At 69.7% G+C, this 20,115-nt stretch carries 19 protein-coding genes and 2 tRNA genes; 12 read left to right on the top strand and 9 right to left on the bottom strand.

Annotation, left to right across the window (positions count from 1 at the left end):
* Positions 1–18: 18 nt before the first annotated feature.
* On the bottom strand, positions 19–516 hold the full coding sequence (locus ACWA14_RS02545) for a hypothetical protein (RefSeq protein ID WP_463795908.1): 498 nt from the start codon (positions 514–516) through the stop codon (positions 19–21).
* Positions 517–696: 180 nt separating this feature from the next.
* Here ACWA14_RS02545 and ACWA14_RS02540 point away from each other — a divergent pair, with 180 nt between their 5' ends.
* From ACWA14_RS02540 to ACWA14_RS02530, 3 genes are all read left to right on the top strand, one after another.
* On the top strand, positions 697–966 hold the full coding sequence (locus tag ACWA14_RS02540; RefSeq protein ID WP_463795907.1) for a hypothetical protein: 270 nt from the start codon (positions 697–699) through the stop codon (positions 964–966).
* A 15-nt stretch (positions 967–981) separates the two neighbouring features.
* Complete coding sequence (locus ACWA14_RS02535) at positions 982–1,842, top strand: FHA domain-containing protein (protein WP_463795906.1); 861 nt, start codon at positions 982–984, stop codon at positions 1,840–1,842.
* A 61-nt stretch (positions 1,843–1,903) separates the two neighbouring features.
* On the top strand, positions 1,904–2,302 hold the full coding sequence (locus tag ACWA14_RS02530; RefSeq protein WP_463795905.1) for a hypothetical protein: 399 nt from the start codon (positions 1,904–1,906) through the stop codon (positions 2,300–2,302).
* A gap of 40 nt (positions 2,303–2,342) precedes the next feature.
* On the opposite strand, the gene ACWA14_RS02525 is transcribed toward ACWA14_RS02530, so the two are convergent.
* Together ACWA14_RS02525 and ACWA14_RS02520 are read right to left on the bottom strand one after the other, a co-directional pair.
* Positions 2,343–2,431: transfer RNA gene (locus tag ACWA14_RS02525), tRNA-Ser, on the bottom strand.
* Positions 2,432–2,506: 75 nt separating this feature from the next.
* Complete coding sequence (locus tag ACWA14_RS02520) at positions 2,507–3,514, bottom strand: LacI family DNA-binding transcriptional regulator (protein ID WP_463795904.1); 1,008 nt, start codon at positions 3,512–3,514, stop codon at positions 2,507–2,509.
* A gap of 172 nt (positions 3,515–3,686) precedes the next feature.
* Here ACWA14_RS02520 and ACWA14_RS02515 point away from each other — a divergent pair, with 172 nt between their 5' ends.
* The 5 genes from ACWA14_RS02515 to ACWA14_RS02495 are packed head-to-tail and all read left to right on the top strand — an operon-like array spanning position 3,687 to position 9,566.
* Positions 3,687–4,061 (top strand): L-rhamnose mutarotase, encoded by a 375-nt coding sequence (locus tag ACWA14_RS02515; protein ID WP_463795903.1) that lies wholly within the window; start codon positions 3,687–3,689, stop codon positions 4,059–4,061.
* Entirely contained in the window at positions 4,058–5,224 is a 1,167-nt protein-coding gene (rhaI, locus tag ACWA14_RS02510; RefSeq protein WP_463795902.1) for an L-rhamnose isomerase, read from the top strand. The genes ACWA14_RS02515 and rhaI overlap by 4 nt, the downstream gene beginning before the upstream one ends.
* Before the next feature lie 4 nt (positions 5,225–5,228).
* Positions 5,229–6,071: an alpha/beta hydrolase fold domain-containing protein gene (locus ACWA14_RS02505; RefSeq protein ID WP_463795901.1), complete on the top strand. Its 843-nt coding sequence runs from the start codon at positions 5,229–5,231 to the stop codon at positions 6,069–6,071.
* Positions 6,072–6,105: 34 nt separating this feature from the next.
* Positions 6,106–8,142, top strand: a complete 2,037-nt coding sequence (locus ACWA14_RS02500; protein WP_463795900.1) for a bifunctional aldolase/short-chain dehydrogenase — start codon at positions 6,106–6,108, stop codon at positions 8,140–8,142.
* Positions 8,139–9,566, top strand: coding sequence for a rhamnulokinase (locus ACWA14_RS02495; protein WP_463795899.1), 1,428 nt, complete (start codon positions 8,139–8,141; stop codon positions 9,564–9,566). Before ACWA14_RS02500 ends, ACWA14_RS02495 begins: the two co-directional genes overlap by 4 nt.
* Here the strand turns inward: ACWA14_RS02495 and ACWA14_RS02490 are convergent.
* From ACWA14_RS02490 to serS, 4 genes are all read right to left on the bottom strand, one after another.
* Positions 9,563–10,798: an LCP family protein gene (locus ACWA14_RS02490; RefSeq protein WP_463795898.1), complete on the bottom strand. Its 1,236-nt coding sequence runs from the start codon at positions 10,796–10,798 to the stop codon at positions 9,563–9,565. The two genes, ACWA14_RS02495 and ACWA14_RS02490, sit on opposite strands and share 4 nt — an antisense overlap.
* A gap of 52 nt (positions 10,799–10,850) precedes the next feature.
* Positions 10,851–10,935 (bottom strand) — tRNA-Ser (locus tag ACWA14_RS02485).
* A 42-nt stretch (positions 10,936–10,977) separates the two neighbouring features.
* Positions 10,978–11,799: an HAD family hydrolase gene (locus ACWA14_RS02480; RefSeq protein WP_463795897.1), complete on the bottom strand. Its 822-nt coding sequence runs from the start codon at positions 11,797–11,799 to the stop codon at positions 10,978–10,980.
* Complete coding sequence (gene serS / locus ACWA14_RS02475; RefSeq protein WP_463795896.1) at positions 11,796–13,145, bottom strand: serine--tRNA ligase; 1,350 nt, start codon at positions 13,143–13,145, stop codon at positions 11,796–11,798. Before serS ends, ACWA14_RS02480 begins: the two co-directional genes overlap by 4 nt.
* Positions 13,146–13,263: 118 nt before the next feature.
* On the opposite strand from serS, the gene ACWA14_RS02470 reads away from it, so the two are divergent.
* The gene (locus ACWA14_RS02470) at positions 13,264–14,259 is read left to right on the top strand and encodes a diacylglycerol/lipid kinase family protein (protein ID WP_463795895.1); all 996 of its coding nucleotides are present in this window, start codon (positions 13,264–13,266) and stop codon (positions 14,257–14,259) included.
* Between the two features lie 24 nt (positions 14,260–14,283).
* On the opposite strand, the gene ACWA14_RS02465 is transcribed toward ACWA14_RS02470, so the two are convergent.
* Both ACWA14_RS02465 and ACWA14_RS02460 read right to left on the bottom strand, forming a co-directional pair.
* Positions 14,284–15,027, bottom strand: coding sequence for a hypothetical protein (locus tag ACWA14_RS02465; RefSeq protein WP_463795894.1), 744 nt, complete (start codon positions 15,025–15,027; stop codon positions 14,284–14,286).
* Positions 15,028–15,074: 47 nt separating this feature from the next.
* Positions 15,075–16,091: a LacI family DNA-binding transcriptional regulator gene (locus ACWA14_RS02460; RefSeq protein ID WP_463795893.1), complete on the bottom strand. Its 1,017-nt coding sequence runs from the start codon at positions 16,089–16,091 to the stop codon at positions 15,075–15,077.
* A 146-nt stretch (positions 16,092–16,237) separates the two neighbouring features.
* Here ACWA14_RS02460 and ACWA14_RS02455 point away from each other — a divergent pair, with 146 nt between their 5' ends.
* The 3 genes from ACWA14_RS02455 to ACWA14_RS02445 are packed head-to-tail and all read left to right on the top strand — an operon-like array spanning position 16,238 to position 20,072.
* Entirely contained in the window at positions 16,238–18,253 is a 2,016-nt protein-coding gene (locus ACWA14_RS02455) for a beta-galactosidase (protein ID WP_463795892.1), read from the top strand.
* Positions 18,250–19,176: a carbohydrate ABC transporter permease gene (locus ACWA14_RS02450; protein WP_463795891.1), complete on the top strand. Its 927-nt coding sequence runs from the start codon at positions 18,250–18,252 to the stop codon at positions 19,174–19,176. The genes ACWA14_RS02455 and ACWA14_RS02450 overlap by 4 nt, the downstream gene beginning before the upstream one ends.
* Positions 19,173–20,072: a carbohydrate ABC transporter permease gene (locus ACWA14_RS02445; RefSeq protein WP_463795890.1), complete on the top strand. Its 900-nt coding sequence runs from the start codon at positions 19,173–19,175 to the stop codon at positions 20,070–20,072. The genes ACWA14_RS02450 and ACWA14_RS02445 overlap by 4 nt, the downstream gene beginning before the upstream one ends.
* Positions 20,073–20,115 lie beyond the last annotated feature (43 nt).

The following is a 20,115-nucleotide window of genomic DNA, read 5'->3' as shown; positions in this document are numbered from 1 at the left end:
CCCGAGACCCTACCGGAATCAGTGCGGCGAGCGGAGGACACGCGGTGGGGCGAGAGGCGTGCGCGGCAGCCACGCGACCACGCCGAGCAGGGCGACGACGAGGATCAGCTGGACCGCGCCGGTGGTGAAGTAGATCACCTGCAGCCACGACATCCCTCGGATCATGCCGGTCTCGACGAAGATCCAGATCAGCATCCCGAAGCCGGACACCGCCGACCACAGCAGGGCGGACTCCCGGCGCACCAGGAGCAGCCCCAGCGCGAGGAGCTGACTGCCCCCGACGACCAGGAGCAGGATGATCCCCGGCCACAGGAAGCTCGTGAACGGCCCCTCGGCCAGGAAGGATGCCGGCATCCCCATCCCATCGGTCGCGAGCATCGCGATCCCGCCGCCCACGGCGGAGAGCGCGTTGAATCCCGTCACGGCGACCAGCGCCCAGAACACCACGGATCTCAGACGTGCGTCCCGCCGGGCGGCACCCCGTTCCCCGTGACGTGCAGCACGCGAATCGTCCATGTCGGCCATGCTCGCCGGTGCCGTGCGTCACGGACCAGAGGCGAAGGTCCTGCGGTGAGACCGGGGCGCATCGACGGACGGACCGGGTTCCGTCCGATGCCCCCACACATATCGGTGGACAGCCCCGGCTCCCGCGCGCATAATCAGAGCACAGGACATGGCCCAGCGAAGGAGCACCCCATGAGCGAGTCGAACGAACCCTCCGAACTGTTCACCTCCGCCTCCGGACCCAGCGGCGCGTCGATCACCGACTGGACGGATCTCGGACGCGAGATGTGGGCCTACCTCACCGGCCGCGGGGCCGCCGTGAACTACACGTTCGACGACATGACCGTCGAGGTGCCCCGCGACATCGGACCGGATGCACCCCGGGCGACCTGGAAGTTCAACGGCACGCTCCGTGTGACGACCAGCGACAGCGCGTCGCCGGGCTCCGGTTCCTCGGTCTGACCGAAGCCGACCCCGATGATCCGCCTCGACATCGACCTGCACGTCGAACAGGTCGGACCGGACGACGACACCCCGACGACGTTCCACGTGCACGCCGCCGGGAACGAGGTCGTCGTCACCCTCGATGACACCGCGCTGCTCGCCGGGATGGGACGACACGATCTCGCCCAGCTCGCACCCCTCGCCGACGGCCTGGCCCGTCGAGGGATCAGTGTGCGCGTGGAGGGACCGAAAGGCACCCTGGTCCGCCTCGGAGATGTGAAATCCGGCCCCGTCGGCCGGTTGGTCGCCGGCTCCCCGCACATCAAGCTCGGCCATCTGACCGCGCTGATGGCCGACATGCGCCGCACCGATCGAGGCGGCGTCCGACTCGCCGTGCCCCCGTCGACGCTGTTCCCGCTCGTCCCCACACTGGTCCGGCACGTCCGCCGACGCGTGACGACGACGCACTACCTGCCCGGTTCCGGGCGCCCTCGCCTGATCTTCGCCGTCGGATCCGGCGACTGGAACGGCAGCAGGCCTCGCGAATTCGATCTCCTGCCCGGGCGGACGACGATCGGCTCCGGTCCCGACGCCGACCTGCGCCTGGAGGGACTGGAGGCGCTGCACGCCGAGATCCGTCACAACGAGGACGACGAGTACGTGCTGTACCCGTTCGCGCCGACCGGGGGCGGTCGACCGAATCTTCCGCGCAGCACGGACAACGCCCGGATCCTGCGAACCGGCTCCCGGATCGAGATGGGGCCGTGGCGGCTGGCGTACTACCGCGAGGAGTTCGCCGACCACGGGCGTCCGCACGGCGGGCGTCAGGGCGGGGAGTACGCCTTCCAGAAGCAGCAGCCCGTGCGGCCATACGGCTCCGGCGAACTGGGCTGACGCCGCCCGGAGGGGGACGAGAGGGCTCGCGCCTCGGAGCGCCATGCGACAGCATGGAACGATGTCCCTTCGTCTGAGAATCGCCTCGTCCACGGTCCCGCTCGCGGCCCTCGCCCTGCTGGCGGGCTGCTCCTTCGCGTCGCCGCAGCTCGCGGTCCTCGACACCGATCGGGTCGCCGCGGACGAGCTCCCGACACTCGTCGACGGGGATTACGAGCCGGTGGACGAGTCATCGAGCCGCGCGGTCGGAGAGTACGAGGGTGTCTCACTGTGGGTCGCGCGGGGCACGGAGTCGCCCGTCTGTCTGATCGCTGTGGCCGCCGCTGACGACTGGATCATCGGATGCGGTGGGGCCCCGGTCCGCGTCGGCGGTGGCGATCACACGTTCGAGCTCCGTGCCGACGGAGTACCCGCGCCCGACGGGATGACGCGCGTGTCAGACAACGTGTACGCGCAGTGAAACGTCGCGATGAATAAAACGCTGATCAGGACTTCTACTGCGGAGACGAGGGGATTTGAACCCCTGGTCCCCGTGAGGGGACTCCACCTTAGCAGGGTGGTGCACTCGGCCGGACTATGCGACGTCTCCAGGCATCCGACCCGAAAGCACGGATGCACATAGCCATCATAACGGGTCGTCGGAGCCGTGACGAACCGGGACCGATCAGCCCGCGGTGGACTGCCGCACGATCAGCTCCGGCCGGAAGCGCACGCTGCGCTCGTAGTCGCCGTCGGGGTCGCTGATAGAGCGCAGCAGCAGCTCGACCGCGGTGCGGCCGATCAGCCGGGCCGGCTGCCGGATGGAGCTCAGCGGCACCACCGCGGCCGCGGCGAAGTCGATGTCGTCGTACCCGATGAGCGCGATGTCTTCCGGAACCCGCAGGGCTCGCGACATCGCCAGCGCCTGCAGCAGCCCGACCGCCAGAAGGTCGTTGGCGGCGAAGATCGCCTCGGGGCGGGCGCTCTCCGCCCGACCCGCGATCTCCTCGCCGGCCGCTCGACCGTGCAGCACGGTGAGCGCCGGCATCCGGATCACCTCCAGCGTGGCTCCCGCGACCGCATCGACGGCACGCTGCGCCCCCTCGAGGCGATGCGCGACCTGCGCGATCGAGCCGGGGCCGCCGACGAAGGCGAGCCGTCGCCGCCCGATCTCCAGCAGGTGCTGCGCCGCCAGGAACCCGCCCTCGACGTCGTCGACCGACACCGAGCAGAACGCCGACCCGGCGACCTCGTGGTCGACCAGCACGACCGGGACCCCCGCGGCCTGCATGCCCACCAGCTTGTCGATGTCGTCGGAGGCGGGCGTGATGAGCACGCCGTTCACGCGCTGCTCGCGGAAGAGCGCCAGGTAGTCGTCCTCGCGCGCCGGGTCCTCGTCGCTGTTTCCGAGGAGGACCGCGAGCATGGCGTCGTCGGCACGCGCCTCGGCTCCCCGCGCGACGTCGGCGAAGAACGGGTTCCCGGCATCCGGCACGACCAGGCCGATGCTGCGACTGCGTCCGGCCCGCAGCTGTCGAGCGGCGTCGTTGCGCACGAAACCGAGCCGCGCGATCGCCGCCTGCACCCGGGCCACGGTCGCCGGCGAGACCTTCTCCGGCTGGTTCAGCACGTTCGACACGGTCCCCACCGAGACCCCCGCCGCCGAGGCGACGTCCCGCACACTCACTGCCACTGCTGCTCCTCGTCGCATCCGGATGCTGTCCGAGAGTGTACGTCACCCGGTACGTGGACTCCGCGCGGGGGTCCTCGTCGCGCTTGACAGGGCGTCGCGCCGCGATCTATCGTTGTGGCGAGCTTGAAACGATTCAAAAAGGAATGGTGAAGATGATCGAGGAGAGATCGCAATGACGCGCGTCGCCTTCCAGTTGCAGGTGCGGCCCGAGATGCTCGACGAGTACCTCGCCCGGCACTCCCCCGTGAGACCCGAGATGCTCGCGGAGATCGCCGCAGCCGGGCGGCGAAACTACACGCTGTTCCTCGGGGACGCCGGACGGCTGATCGGCTACTACGAGACCGACGACGATGCCGCCGCTCAGGCGTACCTCGCGGCCTCCCCGATCGCCGCGCGGTGGGAGACCGAGATGACGCCGTTCTTCCTCGACCTCGACGGCCGTCCCGATCAGGCCGCGACCACGCTCACCGAGGTCTTCCACCTCGAGGACCAACTCGCCGCCGAGCGCGGAACCACACCGGACATCGACGAAAGCAGCGCCCCGTGAGCATCCTCACCCCCGACATCCTGTCCGCCCTCGAGCAGCAGAGCATCGAGCTCCCGAGCTGGGCGTTCGGCAATTCCGGCACCCGCTTCAAGGTGTTCGGTACGCCCGGCACGCCGCGGGACCCGTGGGAGAAGATCGCGGATGCCGCACAGGTGCACGCCCACACCGCACTCGCCCCGAGTGTGGCGCTGCACATCCCGTGGGACGTCGTCGACTCGTACTCCGACCTTCGCGCGTACGCGGAAGACCTCGGGGTCGCCCTCGGCACCGTCAACTCGAACACCTTCCAGGACGACGACTACAAGTTCGGCGCCCTGACGCACGAGGACTCCGCGATCCGCCGGAAGGCGATCGACCACCACCTCGCGTGCATCGACGTGATGGATGCGACCGGCAGCCGTGACCTGAAGATCTGGCTCGCCGAAGGCTCGAACTATCCCGGGCAGGCCGACCTGCGCGGCCGCCAGGACCGTCTGCAGGACTCCCTGCAGACGATCTACGCGCGGCTCGGCGACGACCAGCGGCTCGTGCTCGAGTACAAGTTCTTCGAGCCGGCGTTCTACCACACCGATGTTCCGGACTGGGGAACCTCCTACGCGCAGGTGAGCGCTCTCGGCGACAAGGCGATGGTGTGCCTCGACACCGGCCACCACGCTCCTGGCACGAACATCGAGTTCATCGTCATGCAGCTGCTGCGCCTGGGCAAGCTCGGGTCCTTCGACTTCAACTCGCGCTTCTACGCCGACGACGACCTGATCGTGGGAGCCGCCGACCCGTTCCAGCTCTTCCGCATCCTGTTCGAGGTCGTCCGCGGCGGCGGGCTGAACAACCCCGACGTCGCGTTCATGCTCGACCAGTGCCACAACGTCGAGGAGAAGATCCCGGGTCAGATCCGCTCGGTGCTGAACGTGCAGGAGATGACGGCCCGCGCGCTGCTGGTCGATCGCGACGCCCTCACCGCGGCGCAGCGGGCCGGAGATGTGCTCGCCGCCCACGCGGTCTTCATGGACGCCTTCTACACGGACGTGCGTCCGGCTCTCGCCGACTGGCGCGTGTCGCGCGGGCTGGCCGCCGACCCCCTGGCTGCCTACGCGGCGTCCGGCTACGCGGAGAGGATCGCCGCCGACCGCGTCGGCGGCGTGCAGGCCGGCTGGGGCGCCTGACGCCATGGGCGCCGTCGAGATCGCCGACCGACTGCTGGTCGGACCGCACGGGGCGCTCCGGATCCGCCTGTATTCGCCGCCCGCTCCGTCGCGCCACGGACTCGTCTGGGCGCACGGCGGCGGCTTCGCCGGAGGCGACCTCGACATGCCGGAAGCCGACGGGGTGAGCCGCGCCTTCGCCGCGCGCGGCATCACCGTCGCGTCGGTCGAGTACCGCCTCGCTCCGTCGCCGGGGCGTGCCGGGGTGCACTACCCGATCGCCTCCGAGGAAGTCGAGTTCGCCTACCTCTGGGCGCGATCTGCAGGACTCGTCGACGGCCCCTGGTGTCTCGGCGGGGCGAGCGCCGGCGGCAACCTCGCGGCCGGAGCCATCCTCCGCCTCGTCCGCACCGGCGGCCCGGTTCCCGCTCTCGCCGTCCTGGCCTATCCGACGCTGCAGGCCGTGCAGGACGCCCCCGACGCCGCTCTGCGTGCGCTGCTCGACGCCGAACCCGATGCCGACCGATTCCGGCCGGCGGCGGTGCGCGGCATGTACGAGAACTACCTGGGTGGCCCGCTCGACGGTGCCGACATCTTCGCGATCCCCGGTACGGCGACGAGCACCGAGCTGACCGGATTCCCTCCGACCACCATCATCGACAGCGAGGCCGATGAGCTGCGGGTCTCCGCGGAGTCCTTCGCCCGCACCCTGCGCGCCGCCGGCGTCGAGGTCGACATCGACGTCGAACCCGGTACCCAGCACGGACACCTGAACCGGCCGGAGGCGCCCGCCGCGGCCGCGTCTATCGGCCGCTTCGCCGCCCGCATCCTCGCCCTCCCGCTCCCCGCGCGGGCCGCGCACGAATGACCCTCCTCTCGCTCAGACCGACCCAAGGACTCACATGACGAACCCCACCGCCGCCGCGCTCATCGAGCGGTCGAACCGTCTCGGCGCCGACCCGAAGAACACGAACTACGCCGGGGGCAACACCTCGGCGAAGGGCACCGAGATCGATCCGGTCACGGGGCAGCCCGTCGAGCTGCTCTGGGTCAAGGGGTCCGGGGGCGACCTCGGCACCCTGACGGAGAGCGGCCTCGCGGTGCTGCGCCTCGACCGCATGCGCGCGCTCGTGGACGTGTATCCGGGCCTGGACCGCGAGGACGAGATGGTCGCGGCGTTCGACTACTGCCTGCACGGCAAGGGCGGGGCCGCTCCGTCGATCGACACCGCGATGCACGGTCTGGTGGATGCCGCGCACGTCGACCACCTGCATCCGGACTCGGGCATCGCGATCGCCACCGCCGCGGACGGCGAGGAGCTGACCGCGAAGATCTTCGGGGACAAGGTCGTGTGGGTGCCCTGGCGCCGCCCGGGCTTCCAGCTCGGACTCGACATCGCCGCGATCAAGAAGGCAAACCCGCAGGCGATCGGCTGCATCCTCGGCGGGCACGGGATCACGGCCTGGGGTGACACCTCCGAGGACGCGGAGGCGAACTCGCTGTGGATCCTCGAGACGGCGTCCGCGTACATCGAGGCGAACGGAACCACCGACCCGTTCGGCGGTGTGCGCGCCGGCTTCGCGGCGCTTCCCGAGACCGAGCGACGCGCCCGTGCCGCCGCCCTCGCCCCGACCATCCGCGGTATCGCCTCGCAGGACAGGGCGATGATCGGCCACTTCACCGACTCCGACGTCGTGCTCGACTTCCTCGCCTCGGAGCGCGCCCCCGAGCTCGCGGCGCTCGGCACGAGCTGCCCCGACCACTTCCTGCGCACCAAGGTGAAGCCGCTCATCCTCGACCTGCCGGTCACGGCATCCGCCGACGAGCAGATCGCGCGACTGCACGAGCTCCACGCCGAGTACCGCGACGACTACCAGGCCTACTACGACGCGCACGCGACGGCCGAGTCGCCCGCGATCCGCGGCGCCGACCCCCTCATCGTGCTCGTGCCCGGCATCGGCATGTTCTCGTACGGCGCGAACAAGCAGACGGCCCGCGTCGCCGGGGAGTTCTACGTGAACGCGATCAACGTGATGCGCGGCGCCGAGGCGCTGTCGACGTACTCCCCCATCTCCGACGCCGAGAAGTTCCGCATCGAGTACTGGGCGCTCGAAGAGGCCAAGCTGCTGCGCATGCCGAAGCCCAAGTCGCACCAGGGGCGCATCGCGTTCGTGACCGGCGCCGCCAGCGGCATCGGCAAGGCCACCGCCACGCGTCTCGCGGCGGAGGGCGCGTGCGTCGTGATCGCCGACCTCGATCTCGCGAAGGCGCAGGCCGCCGCGGCCGAGCTCGGGAACACCGACGTCGCGATCGGCGTCGCGGCGAACGTCGCCGACGCGGATGCCATCCAGGCCGCGCTGAACGACGCCGTGCTCGCATTCGGCGGTGTCGACCTCGTCGTCAACAACGCGGGCCTGTCACTGTCGAAGCCGCTGCTCGAGACCACCGAGAAGGACTGGGACCTGCAGCACGACGTCATGGCCAAGGGGTCGTTCCTGGTGTCGAAGGCGGCAGCCCGCGTGCTGATCGACCAGAAGCTCGGCGGCGACATCATCTACATCTCGTCGAAGAACTCCGTCTTCGCCGGCCCCAACAACATCGCCTACTCCGCCACGAAAGCCGACCAGGCGCACCAGGTGCGGTTGCTCGCGGTCGAGCTCGGCGAGCACGGCATCCGCGTCAACGGGATCAACCCCGACGGCGTCGTGCGCGGCTCCGGCATCTTCGCCTCCGGCTGGGGCGCCAACCGCGCGGCCACCTACGGCGTCGCGGAGGAGGACCTCGGTCAGTACTACGCGAACCGGACGATCCTCGGGCGCGAGGTCGTGCCGGAGAACGTGGCGGATGCGGTGTTCGTGCTGACCGGTCCCGAACTCAGCCGCACGACCGGTCTGCACATCCCCGTCGACTCCGGCGTCGCCGCCGCCTTCCTGCGATGACCGAGCCGAGGGCGGTCGCCGCGGTCGACCTCGGCGCCACGAGCGGGCGGGTCATGATCGGGCGGATCGGGCAGGGGGTGCTGCAGCTGGAGCTCGTATCGCGGTTCGCGAACGGACCGGTCTCACGTCCCGACGGGCTGCACTGGGATTTCGATGCCCTCCGTGCGCACGTCCTCGACGGGCTCGCCGAAGCCGTCCGACGCGAACCGCGGATCGAGAGCATCGGGATCGACTCCTGGGCCGTCGACTACGGCCTGATCCGCGACGGTCGACTGCAGGCCGAGCCGTTCCACTATCGCGACGACCGCTCCGACCGCGGGGTCGCCGAGGTGCACGAGATCGTCCCGTTCGCCGAGCTCTACGCCCGCAACGGGCTGCAGTTCCTGCCGTTCAACACGCTCTACCAGTACCGCGTCGATGACCGTCTGGCAGAGGTCGACGCCGCCCTGCTGATCCCCGACCTGCTCGCCTTCCTCCTCACCGGCAACAGCGTGGCCGAGCGCACCAACGCCTCGACCACGGGCCTGCTCGACGTGCACTCCGGCGCATGGGACACCGAGCTGGCATCGCGTCTCGACATCCCGATCACCGCGCTGCCTCCGCTCGTCGACCCCGGCGCGGTGATCGGCACGCTTCGGCCCGAGATCGCCGCCCGCGTGGGCGCCCACCTCCCCGTGATCGCCGTCGGCTCCCACGACACCGCCTCGGCGGTCGCGGCCGTGCCGCTGTCCTCACCGAACGCGGCGTACATCTCCTGCGGCACGTGGGGACTGGTCGGTGTGGAGCTCGCCGAGCCCGTGCTCACCGCTGCCGCCCGCGACGCGAACTTCACCCATGAGCGCGGTGTCGACGGGCGCTACCGCTTCCTGCACAACGTGACAGGGCTGTGGTTGCTGAGCGAGACCGTGCGCGCGTGGGAGGCCGATGACGGTGTTCCTCTCGATCTGCCCGCACTGCTCGCCGCGGCGTCCGAGGTCACCGGCGACATCCCGATCTTCGACGCCGACGACGAGTCGCTCGCCGCGCCCGGCGACATGCCGCGGCGCATCGCCGCGGTGCTGACCGCCGGTGGCGCCGAACCGCCGGCGTCTCGGGCCGCCGTCGCCCGCAGCATCGTCGAATCGATCGCCGCGGCCTTCGCGGACGCCGTGCAGACGGCATCCGCGCTCACGGGACGCGCGCTCGACGTCGTGCACCTCGTCGGGGGCGGATCACTCAACCGGCTGCTGTGCCAGGCCACCGCCGATCGCACCGGACTCCCGGTGCTCGCGGGGCCGGTCGAAGCCACCGCGCTCGGCAACGTGCTGGTGCAGGCGCGCGCGCTCGGCGCCGCCCCCGGCACGCTCGAGGATCTGCGCGCGCTGGTCGCCGCCACCCATGCTCCCGTGCGCTTCGCACCACGGGGACAGCGTGTCGGCTCCTAGCGGACGTTGCCGTTCGAGCAGGTCTGCTGCGCCGCGGAGTTGCCCTTGATCGAATCCGGCAGGGCCACGACGTTCTCGGGAGTCGCGGTCGGGTCAGGGGTGACCTCTTCGGTCGGCGTCGTGGGCTCTTCCACGACCACACCGTCGTTGCTGGTGTTCTCGTGCGTGATCTGCAGCTGCGCGTTCGCCTCGAGCGCGTCCCACAGGGCGGTCGCGGCTTCCTCGTTCGGCACCACCTTGTTCGGGTTCTCGAAGTCGGCACCGGTGGGGTACTGCACGAACACGATGTCCTCGAAGGGGATCTCCTTGACCGCGAGCGCGATCTGCACGATCGTCATCGGGTTGTTGGCGAGAGAGGTGCTGGCCTCGAGGTTGCTCAGAGCCGTGTTGGCGAGCTTGAGCATGACGGGGACGTTGCCGAGCACCTCACCGCTGATGAGCTTGCGGGAGAGGCTCGACATGTACTGCTGCTGGTTGCCGATGCGCCCGAGGTCGCTGCCGTCGCCGACGCCGTGACGCGTGCGGAGGAACTGCAGCGCCTGCAGCCCCTGGACGTTGTGCGTCCCTGCCTCCATGTCGAGACCCGTGTAGCGGTCCCGGATCGGGTTCGCCAGGCACACGTCGACGCCGCCGATCGCGTTCGTGATCTCGATCACGCCGCCGAAGGTGACGGATGCCGCGAACTGCACCTCTTGGCCGCTCAGAGCCGAGATCGTCTGCACCACGCAGTTCAGACCGCCGTCCGTGTAGGCGACGTTCAGAGGCTGCTTGCTCATCGCCGAATGGACATTGCCCTCGTCGTCGGTGCACTCGGGGATCGGCACCATGAGGTCGCGCGGGAAGCTCACCACGGTGATGCGGCGCGGCTCGTCGGAGACGTGCACCAGGAGGTTCACATCGTTGAGGGAACCCTCGGAGTCGCTGCCGCTGCACCGATCGCCGAAGAGGGAGGCGTACTTCTCCTCGCAGGTGTCGACTCCCGTCAGCACCATGTTGAAGCCGCCCTCGTACTCGCTGATGTCGGGCGGAACGGCCTCCTGGCCCTCCAGCTCGACCGCGTTCGCGGAAACGGTGCTCGACAGGTCGTAGACCACGTAGGCCGCCACCCCGAAACCGCTCACCAGCACCACGGCCAGGCCGATGGCGATGAACTTCAGAAGCTGGCTGACGGGACTCGGCGTGGAGAGCTGGCCGTGCCGGGCGATGGTACGCCGTCGGGTCTTCTCGGTCACACGGTGGCCTTTCGATTCAGCAGACGATGCGGGGTCGCCGTGCTCGCATTTGCGGAGGGTGTGGGATTCGAACCCACGAGACATCTCTGCCCACTGGTTTTCAAGACCAGCTCCATCGGCCGCTCGGACAACCCTCCCGACAGACGAATCTGCCGACAACGCGTGAGTCTAGCCGAGTTCTATTCTCCCGCGTGCACCTGGGCGGGCGCTGGAAGCGTGTTCAACGCCCGCGCGAGACCGCCGTCCACGACGTCGCTCGTGACCTCGGAGGCGGCCTCTCGGACGACGTCGGGAGCCTGTCCCATCGCGACCGCACGACCCCCGAGCGATCGTGCCCATCCGAACATCCCGATGTCGTTCCGGCCGTCTCCCGCCACGAGCACCCGCTCGCCCGCGAGACCGAGTTCGGTGCGCACCTGCTCGAGAGCAGTGCCCTTGTCGACGCCCTGCGGCGCGATGTCGAGCCACGCGGTCCAGCCGATCGCGTACGAGACCTCGTTGAGTCCGGCGTCGGCCACCAGCCGGTGGAAGTCCTCCTCGTCGTGACCGGGCGAGACCACCACGATGCGCGACACCGGGGCCGCACCGAGCTCGTCGAAGTCGACGCGGCGGCCGCCGTCGAGGGTCCAGTCATCCAGCTGCTCCGTGAAGAGGCGCTGCCCCGAGGCGAGCTCGACCATGTAGCGGGCCTGGGGCAGGCGCTCCTGCAGCAGGGTCAGCACGGGGCGCGGGTCGAAGGTCTCGACATTCCAGCGTTCCCAGTCGTCACCGACGCGGCGCATCGTCACGGCCCCGTTCGAGCACACGACGTAGTCGGCGGTCAGCCCGAGCTCCTCGACGTAACGGCGCGTGGCCATCCAGCTGCGGCCGGTCGCGATCGTCACCACGTGTCCGGCGTCACGCACCCGGGCCACGGCCTCGGGAACGCCCGGGCTCATGGTCTCGTCCTGCAGCAGGATCGTGCCGTCGACGTCGAGCCCGACGAGCCAGGGCGCGCTCATGCGTCCGTCTCCGTCGCCGCGTCGGCCCCGTCGGGCCCCGCCGCCCAACCGACGGGACGGATGATCTCCAGCCCACCCAGATAGGGGCGCAGCACCTCCGGCACGCGCACCGAGCCGTCGGCCTGCTGATGGGTCTCGAGCAGTGCCACGATCCATCGGGTCGTGGCGAGAGTGCCGTTCAACGTCGCGACGTGCTGCGTCTTCGCCGCGCCGGACGGAGCCTCCCCGGCGCCGGGCGCGGGGACGGGGCGATGCCGCACGTCCAGGCGGCGCGCCTGGAACGTCGTGCAGTTCGAGGTGGAGGTGAGCTCGCGGAACGCGCCCTGCGTCGGCACCCAGGCCTCGATGTCGTATTTGCGTGCGGCGCTGGAGCCGAGGTCTCCCGCCGCCACGTCGATCACGCGGTACGCGAGTCCGAGTTCGGTGAGCATCTCCTCCTGCAGCGCGACGAGTCGCAGGTGCTCCGCCTCGGCGTCCTCGGCGTCCGTGTAGACGAACATCTCGAGCTTGTTGAACTGGTGCACACGGATGATGCCGCGGGTGTCCTTGCCGTGCGAGCCTGCCTCACGCCGGTAGCAGGTCGACCAGCCCGCATAGCGGAGGGCGCCCTGGGTCAGATCGACGATCTCGTCCTTGTGGTAGCCGGCCAGAGCGACCTCGCTCGTGCCCACCAGGTACAGGTCGTCGTCCTTGTCGAGGTGGTAGACCTCGTCGGCGTGCTCGCCGAGGAAGCCGGTCCCCTGCATGATCTCGGGACGCACCAGCGTGGGCGTGATCATCGGCACGAAGTCGTGCTGCAGCGCCTTGTCGAGGGCCATGTTCATCAGCGCGATCTCCAGCCGCGCTCCGATGCCGCGCAGGAAGTAGAAGCGCGCGCCCGACACCTTCGCGCCGCGCTCCATGTCGATCGCGCCGAGGATCTCGCCGAGCTCGAGGTGATCGCGCGGTGCGAAGTCGAAGTCGGGAACGTCGCCGACACGGCGCAGCTCCACGAAGTCGGCCTCTCCTCCGGCAGGTACGCCGTCGATCACGACGTTCTCGATGCGGGCGAGCGCGGCGGCCGCGGCATCCGAGGCCTCGCCGGCGACCTGCTGCGCCTGCTTCACGCGATCGGCGAGCTGCTTCGCCTGGGCGACGAGGGCGGCCTTCTCCTCCTTGGGCGCCTTGGCGACCTGCTTGCCGAAGGCGTTCTGCTCGGCACGCAGCTCCTCGAAGGCCGTGAGTGCCGCCCGGCGCGATCGATCGGCCTCGAGTGCGACGTCGACGGATGCCTGGTCGTTGCCACGGGCGGCCTGTGAACGGCGGACGATCTCCGGGTTGTCGCGGAGCAGTGCGAGGTCGATCATGACCCAAGTCTAGAGCGCGCCACCTGCCCGCCCGCCGTGCTCGGGTGCGGCATCGCCCCCGCGATCCCGCGCATCGCGAGCGGTCGGGCGCGGGCGGCGGCGGGTTTAGAGTAGCGCCATGACGACCCCTGCCTCCCGACGCCAGGCAGCTCTCGTCTACAACCCGATCAAGGTCGATGAGAAGCGGTTGCGCACGACCGTGCGGGACATGAGCCGTGAGGCCGGGTGGGAGCATCCGGCCTTCTACACGACGACGATCGACGACGCCGGCCAGGCGGCGACAGCGGCCGCCCTCGCGCGGGGGGTCGACGTGGTGCTGGTGGCGGGAGGCGACGGCACGGTGCGTGCGGTGTCCGAGGCCATCGCGAACACGGGGGTGCCGCTCGCGATCCTCCCCAGCGGCACCGGCAACCTCCTCGCCCGCAACCTGGGCCTGCCGCTCGGCGATGCGGCGCCGATGATCCGCGCGGCGCTCGGCGACACCCGGCACGCGATCGACCTCGGGTGGGCACGGATCGCCCGCACCGACGGCACCGAGTCCGAACACGCGTTCGTCGTGCTCGCCGGCATCGGGCTGGACGCGGACATGATCGCCAACACGCGTTCCGACCTGAAGAAGTCGGTCGGCTGGATCGCCTACGTCGACGGCGCCGCCCGTTCTCTGGCGACGGCCAAGCCGTTCCGCGCCGTGTATCAGGTCGACGACGGGCGCCTGCATTCGACGAAGGTGCACAGCATCCTGTTCGCGAACTGCGGCACGCTCCCCGCCGGCATCGCATTGATCCCCGAGGCGTCGGTCGCGGACGGCACGCTCGATGTGGCGGTGATCCAACCCGCCGGCATGCTCGGCTGGCTGGGCGTCTGGCGCAAGATCTGGTGGGACAACTCGGTGCTCCGGCGGTTCCGCGCCGGTCGCCGCGTGCTCGAGCGCCGGGGGAAGGATGCCTCGGTGCACTACTTCCGCGGACTGGCGGCCGAGGCGGCCGCCTCGCAGCCCGTCCCGATCGAACTCGACGGGGACGAGTTCGGCGAGGGCCAGCGCATCATCTGCCGTATCGACCCCGGAGCACTTCTGCTGGCGCTGCCCGAGGGACACCCCATCGACCTGTTCTGAGCGGGTCCGGCCCGGGTCTCGCGGTCAGCCCACCTGGAGCGTGCCGTCGAGGCCGCCGCCGACCAGCGTCAGGGTGAACGGCACGTCGTCGTCGACGACGTCGTCCCCGAAGTCGAGGACGGTCGCCCGCGGCGCCATGTCCATGGTGCAGATCTGCTCGTCATCGGTGACGAAGGTCACCATCCCCGCGGTTGCCGAGGCCTCCAGCGACTCGACCACCGGTGCGCAGCCGGAGGAGCCCCAGCTGAGGAGCACCAGACCGCCGTCGTCGAACCACGCCGCCGACGGTGTGCCGGAGTCCAACCCCGACGTCCCGGTGGCCTGGGGATCGCCGTCGAGCTCGACGTCATCCCGGAGATCGCCGTAGGTCACCTGCAGCGTGATCTCGGCGGTGGGATCCACGCCCGCCGGAAGCTCGCCGAGGCTCGCCCGGGGCACCAGATCCTTCGTGCACGCGGCCGCCTCCCCGTCATCGCCCTCCGGGTCGACGAGAGTCACGGTGACCGTCTGTCCGTCTGCGGAGACCTCACCGACCTGCGGCACGCAGGTCGACGACCCGGTGGTGATCACGGCGAACATCACGCCGTCGTCGAGGAGTGCGCCCTCGATGTCATCCGCGTCGTCGTCCGTTGCGGCCTCGCTGCCGGCGCTCGGAGCGGAGGAGCTGGTCGGGGCACCCGAACCGGGCGTACCGGTGCAGCCGACGATGAGCAGTCCTGCCGCGATGATGCCGGCGGCCGACGTGAGAAGACGCAGCGGGGAATCCATGCTCCCAGGGTAGCCGCGGGCTCGACCCGCCGCACCCGCGACTCGTGTCACGCGGACTCGCGCCACACCACCTCGCACTCCAGGATGCGCCCCTCCGCCGGCGGCTTCTCCCCGCGCAACTGCGCCAGGACGGATTCGGCGGCCGCACGGCCCAGACCGTTCGCCGACTGCCGCATGGTGGAGAGCGGAGGGTCGCAGCGGAGCGCCCACGAACTGTCGTCGAAGCCGACGATGCCGACGTCGCGCGGAACGTTCCGGCCCGCGGCCTCGAGCACGTCCATGGCTCCGGCGGCGACCGCATCACTCGCGGCGAAGACGCCGTCGATGTCGGGGCATGCCGCCAGGAGAGCGCGCATGCCCTCCTGTCCGTCGGCGTAGGAGTACAGGGGTACGCGCTGCACCAGCTGCGGGTCGAAGTCGTTGCCGCGGGCATCGATGAAGCCGGCGAGGCGATCGGCGCCGGAATCGCGGTCCAGCGCCGCGGCGATCATGCCGATGCGCTTCCGACCGGTGGCGGCGAGGCGGCGGGTGATCTCCCGCGCGGCGCTCCGGTTGTCGATCGCGACGTAGGCCGCATCGCCGATGTCATGCGGGTGGCCGACGAAGGACGCGGGGATGCCCAGCTCGGCGACGGCCTTCGTGATGGGGTCGCCTTCGCGCGCAGAGACGATGATCACGCCGTCGATGAGACCGCCGGTCAGATAGCGCGCGAGCCGGTCGATGTCACGGCTCGAGTCGGCGATCAGGCAGGAGAGCTGGTAGTCGGCCTCGGAGAGGGCAGCGTTGGCGCCGAGCAGGATCGCGCCGATGTTGGGGTCTTCGATGAAGAGCGAATGCGGCTCGTGCACGATCAGGCCGATCGCCTGCGTCTGCTGCATCACGAGGCTGCGCGCTGCGCGGTTGGGGACGAAGCCGACCTTGGCGATCGCGGCCTCGATCGCCTCGCGGGCCTCGGAGGAGACATAGGGCTGCCCGTTCAGCACGCGGCTGACGGTTCCCCGAGACACCCCGGCCTCGGTCGCGACGTCCTTGACGGTCGCCCGATGCTTACGCTCGCTGTTCATCAGGGTCCATCGTATGTGCACGCGCACATGCCACGCGTGGCAGTTGACAGCGAGATCGCGGTTTGCTTACTCTGTACACGTTCACAGATACTCAGTGCGGAGATCAGACGCTCGGAGCTGTGCACGTTCACAGAACCGAGGAGAGCATGACCACCCCCGCCCGGCCCTTCACCCACGACGGCATCGCCTTCGGCTGCGACTACAACCCCGAGCAGTGGACGCCCGAGGTGTGGACCGAGGACATCGCCCTGATGCAGGAGATCGGCGTCGACCTGGTCGCGATCAACATCTTCGGGTGGGCGCACATCGAACCGCGGGCGGGCGAGTACGACTTCGCCCGCCTCGACGACATCATCGCGCGCCTGCATGGCGCCGGCATCCGGGTCAACCTCGGCACCGGAACCGCCTCCCCTCCCGCCTGGCTCACCACCGCGCACCCCGAGATCCTCCCGATGGTGGAGGACGGCACGCGCCGTTTCCCCGGCGGCCGCCAGGCGTTCTGCCCCAGCTCCGCGACCTATCGGAGCGCGGCGCTCGCCCTCGTGGAGCAGGTGGCGCTGCGCTACGGCGATCACCCCGCCGTCGAGCTGTGGCACGTGTCGAACGAGCTCGGGTGCCACAACGCCCTGTGCTACTGCGACGAGAGCGCCGAGGCGTTCCGGCACTGGCTCCGGGGACGCTATGACGACATCGCGGCGCTCAACACCGCCTGGGGCACATCGTTCTGGAGCCAGACCTACCGCGACTGGTCCGAGGTCCTTCCGCCGCGCGCCACCCTGTCGCTGCGCAACCCCGGCCAGATGCTGGACTTCCACCGCTTCAGCTCCGACCAGCTGCTCGACCACTACCGAGCGGAGGCCGACGTGATCCGGCCGCTGAGCACGCGCCCGATCACCACCAACTTCATGGTGACGACGCACATCGAGAACCTCGACTACTGGTCGTGGGCCGGCGACATGGACGTGATCGCCAACGACCACTATCTCGATCATCGGCTCGCCGACCCGACGGCCGAGCTCGCCTTCAACGCCGACCTCACGCGCGGACTCGCGCAGGGCGCCCCGTGGCTGCTCATGGAGCACTCCACCGGCGCCGTCAACTGGCAGCCCCTGAACCTGCCCAAGAGCGAGGGCGAGATGCTGCGGAACTCCCTCACCCACGTCGCGCGCGGCGCCGACGGCGTCTGCTTCTTCCAGTGGCGCGCCTCGGTGCAGGGCAGCGAGAAGTTCCACTCCGCGATGCTCCCCCATGCCGGCACCGACTCGGCCGTCTGGCGCGAGGTCGCCGACCTCGGCGGCGTCATCGCACGGCTCGCCGACGTCGCCGGATCGCGCGTCGAGGCCGAGGCCGCCCTCGTCTTCTCGTGGGAGTCCTGGTGGGCGATGAGCACGGATGCCCGCCCGAGTCACGCGCTCGGCTACCTGGACCAGGTGCACGCCGCGCACAAGGCGCTGCACGATCTCGGCATCACCGTCGACATCGTGCCCCCGGGCGCCGACCTCAGCGGCTACCGCCTGGTCGTCGTTCCCGCGCTGCATCTGGTGAGCACGGCGGATGCCGCGGTCATCACCGACTGGATCGACGCCGGCGGCACCGCGCTGATCACCTTCGCGAGCGGAACGGTCGACGAGCAGGATCGCGTCTACACGGGCGGCTACACCGGACCGTTCCGTGACGCCCTGGGCGTGCGGATCGAGGAGTTCGCCCCGGTCGCCCCCGGCACCACGATCACGCTGAGCGACGGCACGACCGCGAGCCTGTGGTCGGAGCGCGGGCGCGCCACCTCCGCCGAGGTCATCGCGACCTTCGCGGGCGGCGCGGCCGACGGCTCCCCCGCCATCACCCGGCACGTCTGGGGTCGGGGCACCGCGTGGTACCTCGCCACACTCCCGGACGCCGAGGGCTATCGTGCGCTGATGGAGCGTCTCGTCGACGAGGTCGGGCTCACCCCTCCGGCATCCGTCCGCGGCGACCTCGCCGCACTCGAGCTCGTGCGGCGCCGGGGCACCGACCACACCTACCTGTTCGTCATCAACCACGGCTCGGCCGAGGTCGAGGTCGACGCCGAGGGTGTCGACCTCGTCACCACCACCGCGGTGCACGGACACGTGGTCGTGCCCGCCGGAGCCGTGCGCATCATCCGAGAGGAGGCGATCGCATGACCGCCACAGAACTGCTCGTCACCGAGGGCCGGAGGAAGAGGCAGCGACCAGAGCGCCGGGCCACGCCGCACAAGGGGGCGATCGCCTTCTTCGCGGCCCCGTTCGGCATCCTGTTCCTGCTGTTCTACCTGGTGCCGATCGGGTACGCCGTCTACCAGTCGATGCTGGTCGTCGAGCGCGAGGGCACCTATGGACAGCCGCAGGAGGTCTTCGGCGGCCTGACCCAGTACGCGAACGTGTTCTCGAATGCCCCGTTCTGGGAGTCCGTGGGACGTGTGCTGCTGTTCGGTGTGGTGCAGGTGCCCGTGATGCTGGGCCTGGCTCTGCTGTTCGCGCTGCTCCTCGACTCTCCCGTCCTGAAGGGTAAGAAGTTCTTCCGGCTCGCCTTCTTCGCGCCCTACGCCGTTCCCGGCGTGATCGCGGCGATCATGTGGGGCTTCCTTTACTCGCCCAACCTGTCGCCGTTCACCGACGTCACCCGGGCGATCGACTTCCTCTCCCCCGAGTTCGTGCTGTGGTCGATCGCCAACGTCGTCACCTGGGTCTTCGTCGGCTACAACATGCTGATCATCTACTCGGCGCTCCTCGCGATCCCCGCCGAGGTGTATGAGGCCGCGCGCCTCGACGGGGCCGGTCAGATCCGCATCGCCTGGTCGATCAAGATCCCGATGGTCGCCCCCGCCCTGGTGCTCACGACCGTGTTCTCCATCATCGGCACCTTCCAGCTGCTCGCCGAACCGCAGGTGTTCCGCTCGTTCAGCGCCGCGGTGTCGAGCACGTTCACCCCCAACATGACCATCTACGCGACCAACTCGATTCCCAACACGAACCTCGCGGCGGCCTTCTCGGTCGTGCTCGCTCTCGCGACGTTCGTCCTGTCGTTCACCTTCCTCAAGGTGTCCCAGCGGAAGGCGGAGCAATGAGCATGCTCACTCTGAAGCGCGGCGCGACCGCCGACGACCTCACCCCGGCACGCGGACCCCGCGAGAGCTTCCTCTCCCGAGGCGCGGCACTGCTGATCATGGGGGTCTTCACCCTCTACTTCCTCACGCCGATCTGGTGGCTGTTCATCGCCTCGACCAAGGACCGCGGCGACCTGCTGACCACGGCCCCGCTGTGGTTCGCCGACTGGAACCTGTTCGAGAACATCGGCGCCCTGATCAGCTATGACGGCGGCATCTACCTGCGCTGGATCATGAACAGTCTCGGCTACGCCGGTCTCGGCGCCCTGCTCGCGACGGTGTTCGCCGGCATGTGCGGCTACGCCCTCGCGAAATACCGGTTCCCCGGTCGCGAGCTGCTGTTCAACGTCGTGCTGGGCGGTGTGCTCGTGCCGGCGACCGCGCTCGCGCTGCCGCTGTTCCTGCTGTTCAGCCAGGTGAATCTCACGAACACCTTCTGGGCTGTGCTGCTGCCGAGCATCGTCAGCCCGTTCGGGGTGTACCTGACGCGCATCTTCGCGGCGGCGTCCGTGCCCGACGAGCTGATCGAGGCCGCGCGCCTCGACGGAGCCGGCGAGGTGCGCACGTTCTTCACGGTGTCGGTGCGCCTGATGACCCCCGCGCTGATCACCGTGTTCCTGTTCCAGTTCGTCACCATCTGGAACAACTTCTTCCTGCCGCTGATCATGCTGCGCAGCCAGGAGCTGTTCCCGATCACCTACGGCCTGTTCGCCTGGAACACCCAGCTCAACCAGATCCCGGAGCTGCGCACCTACGTGCTCGTCGGGTCGTTCCTGTCGATCATCCCGCTCATCATCGCGTTCCTGATGCTGCAGCGGTTCTGGCAGAGCGGCCTCGGAAACGGCTCCGTGAAGTGACCCCCGCCGCCGTTCCTGCGGCGGTCTCCCTGAAAACCCGAAC

The organism is Microbacterium sp. TW_SC_2, assembly GCF_055361165.1.
This window is presented reverse-complemented; position numbering and strand designations above follow the sequence as displayed.

Coding starts and splice junctions, on each gene's coding strand:
- ACWA14_RS02545 (WP_463795908.1), bottom strand. CDS start 516: ATGGACGATTCGCGTGCTGCACGTCACGGGGAACGGGGTGCCGCCCGG.
- ACWA14_RS02540 (WP_463795907.1), top strand. CDS start 697: ATGAGCGAGTCGAACGAACCCTCCGAACTGTTCACCTCCGCCTCCGGA.
- ACWA14_RS02535 (WP_463795906.1), top strand. CDS start 982: ATGATCCGCCTCGACATCGACCTGCACGTCGAACAGGTCGGACCGGAC.
- ACWA14_RS02530 (WP_463795905.1), top strand. CDS start 1,904: ATGTCCCTTCGTCTGAGAATCGCCTCGTCCACGGTCCCGCTCGCGGCC.
- ACWA14_RS02515 (WP_463795903.1), top strand. CDS start 3,687: ATGACGCGCGTCGCCTTCCAGTTGCAGGTGCGGCCCGAGATGCTCGAC.
- ACWA14_RS02505 (WP_463795901.1), top strand. CDS start 5,229: ATGGGCGCCGTCGAGATCGCCGACCGACTGCTGGTCGGACCGCACGGG.
- ACWA14_RS02500 (WP_463795900.1), top strand. CDS start 6,106: ATGACGAACCCCACCGCCGCCGCGCTCATCGAGCGGTCGAACCGTCTC.
- ACWA14_RS02495 (WP_463795899.1), top strand. CDS start 8,139: ATGACCGAGCCGAGGGCGGTCGCCGCGGTCGACCTCGGCGCCACGAGC.
- ACWA14_RS02480 (WP_463795897.1), bottom strand. CDS start 11,799: ATGAGCGCGCCCTGGCTCGTCGGGCTCGACGTCGACGGCACGATCCTG.
- serS (WP_463795896.1), bottom strand. CDS start 13,145: ATGATCGACCTCGCACTGCTCCGCGACAACCCGGAGATCGTCCGCCGT.
- ACWA14_RS02470 (WP_463795895.1), top strand. CDS start 13,264: ATGACGACCCCTGCCTCCCGACGCCAGGCAGCTCTCGTCTACAACCCG.
- ACWA14_RS02465 (WP_463795894.1), bottom strand. CDS start 15,027: ATGGATTCCCCGCTGCGTCTTCTCACGTCGGCCGCCGGCATCATCGCG.
- ACWA14_RS02460 (WP_463795893.1), bottom strand. CDS start 16,091: ATGAACAGCGAGCGTAAGCATCGGGCGACCGTCAAGGACGTCGCGACC.
- ACWA14_RS02455 (WP_463795892.1), top strand. CDS start 16,238: ATGACCACCCCCGCCCGGCCCTTCACCCACGACGGCATCGCCTTCGGC.
- ACWA14_RS02450 (WP_463795891.1), top strand. CDS start 18,250: ATGACCGCCACAGAACTGCTCGTCACCGAGGGCCGGAGGAAGAGGCAG.
- ACWA14_RS02445 (WP_463795890.1), top strand. CDS start 19,173: ATGAGCATGCTCACTCTGAAGCGCGGCGCGACCGCCGACGACCTCACC.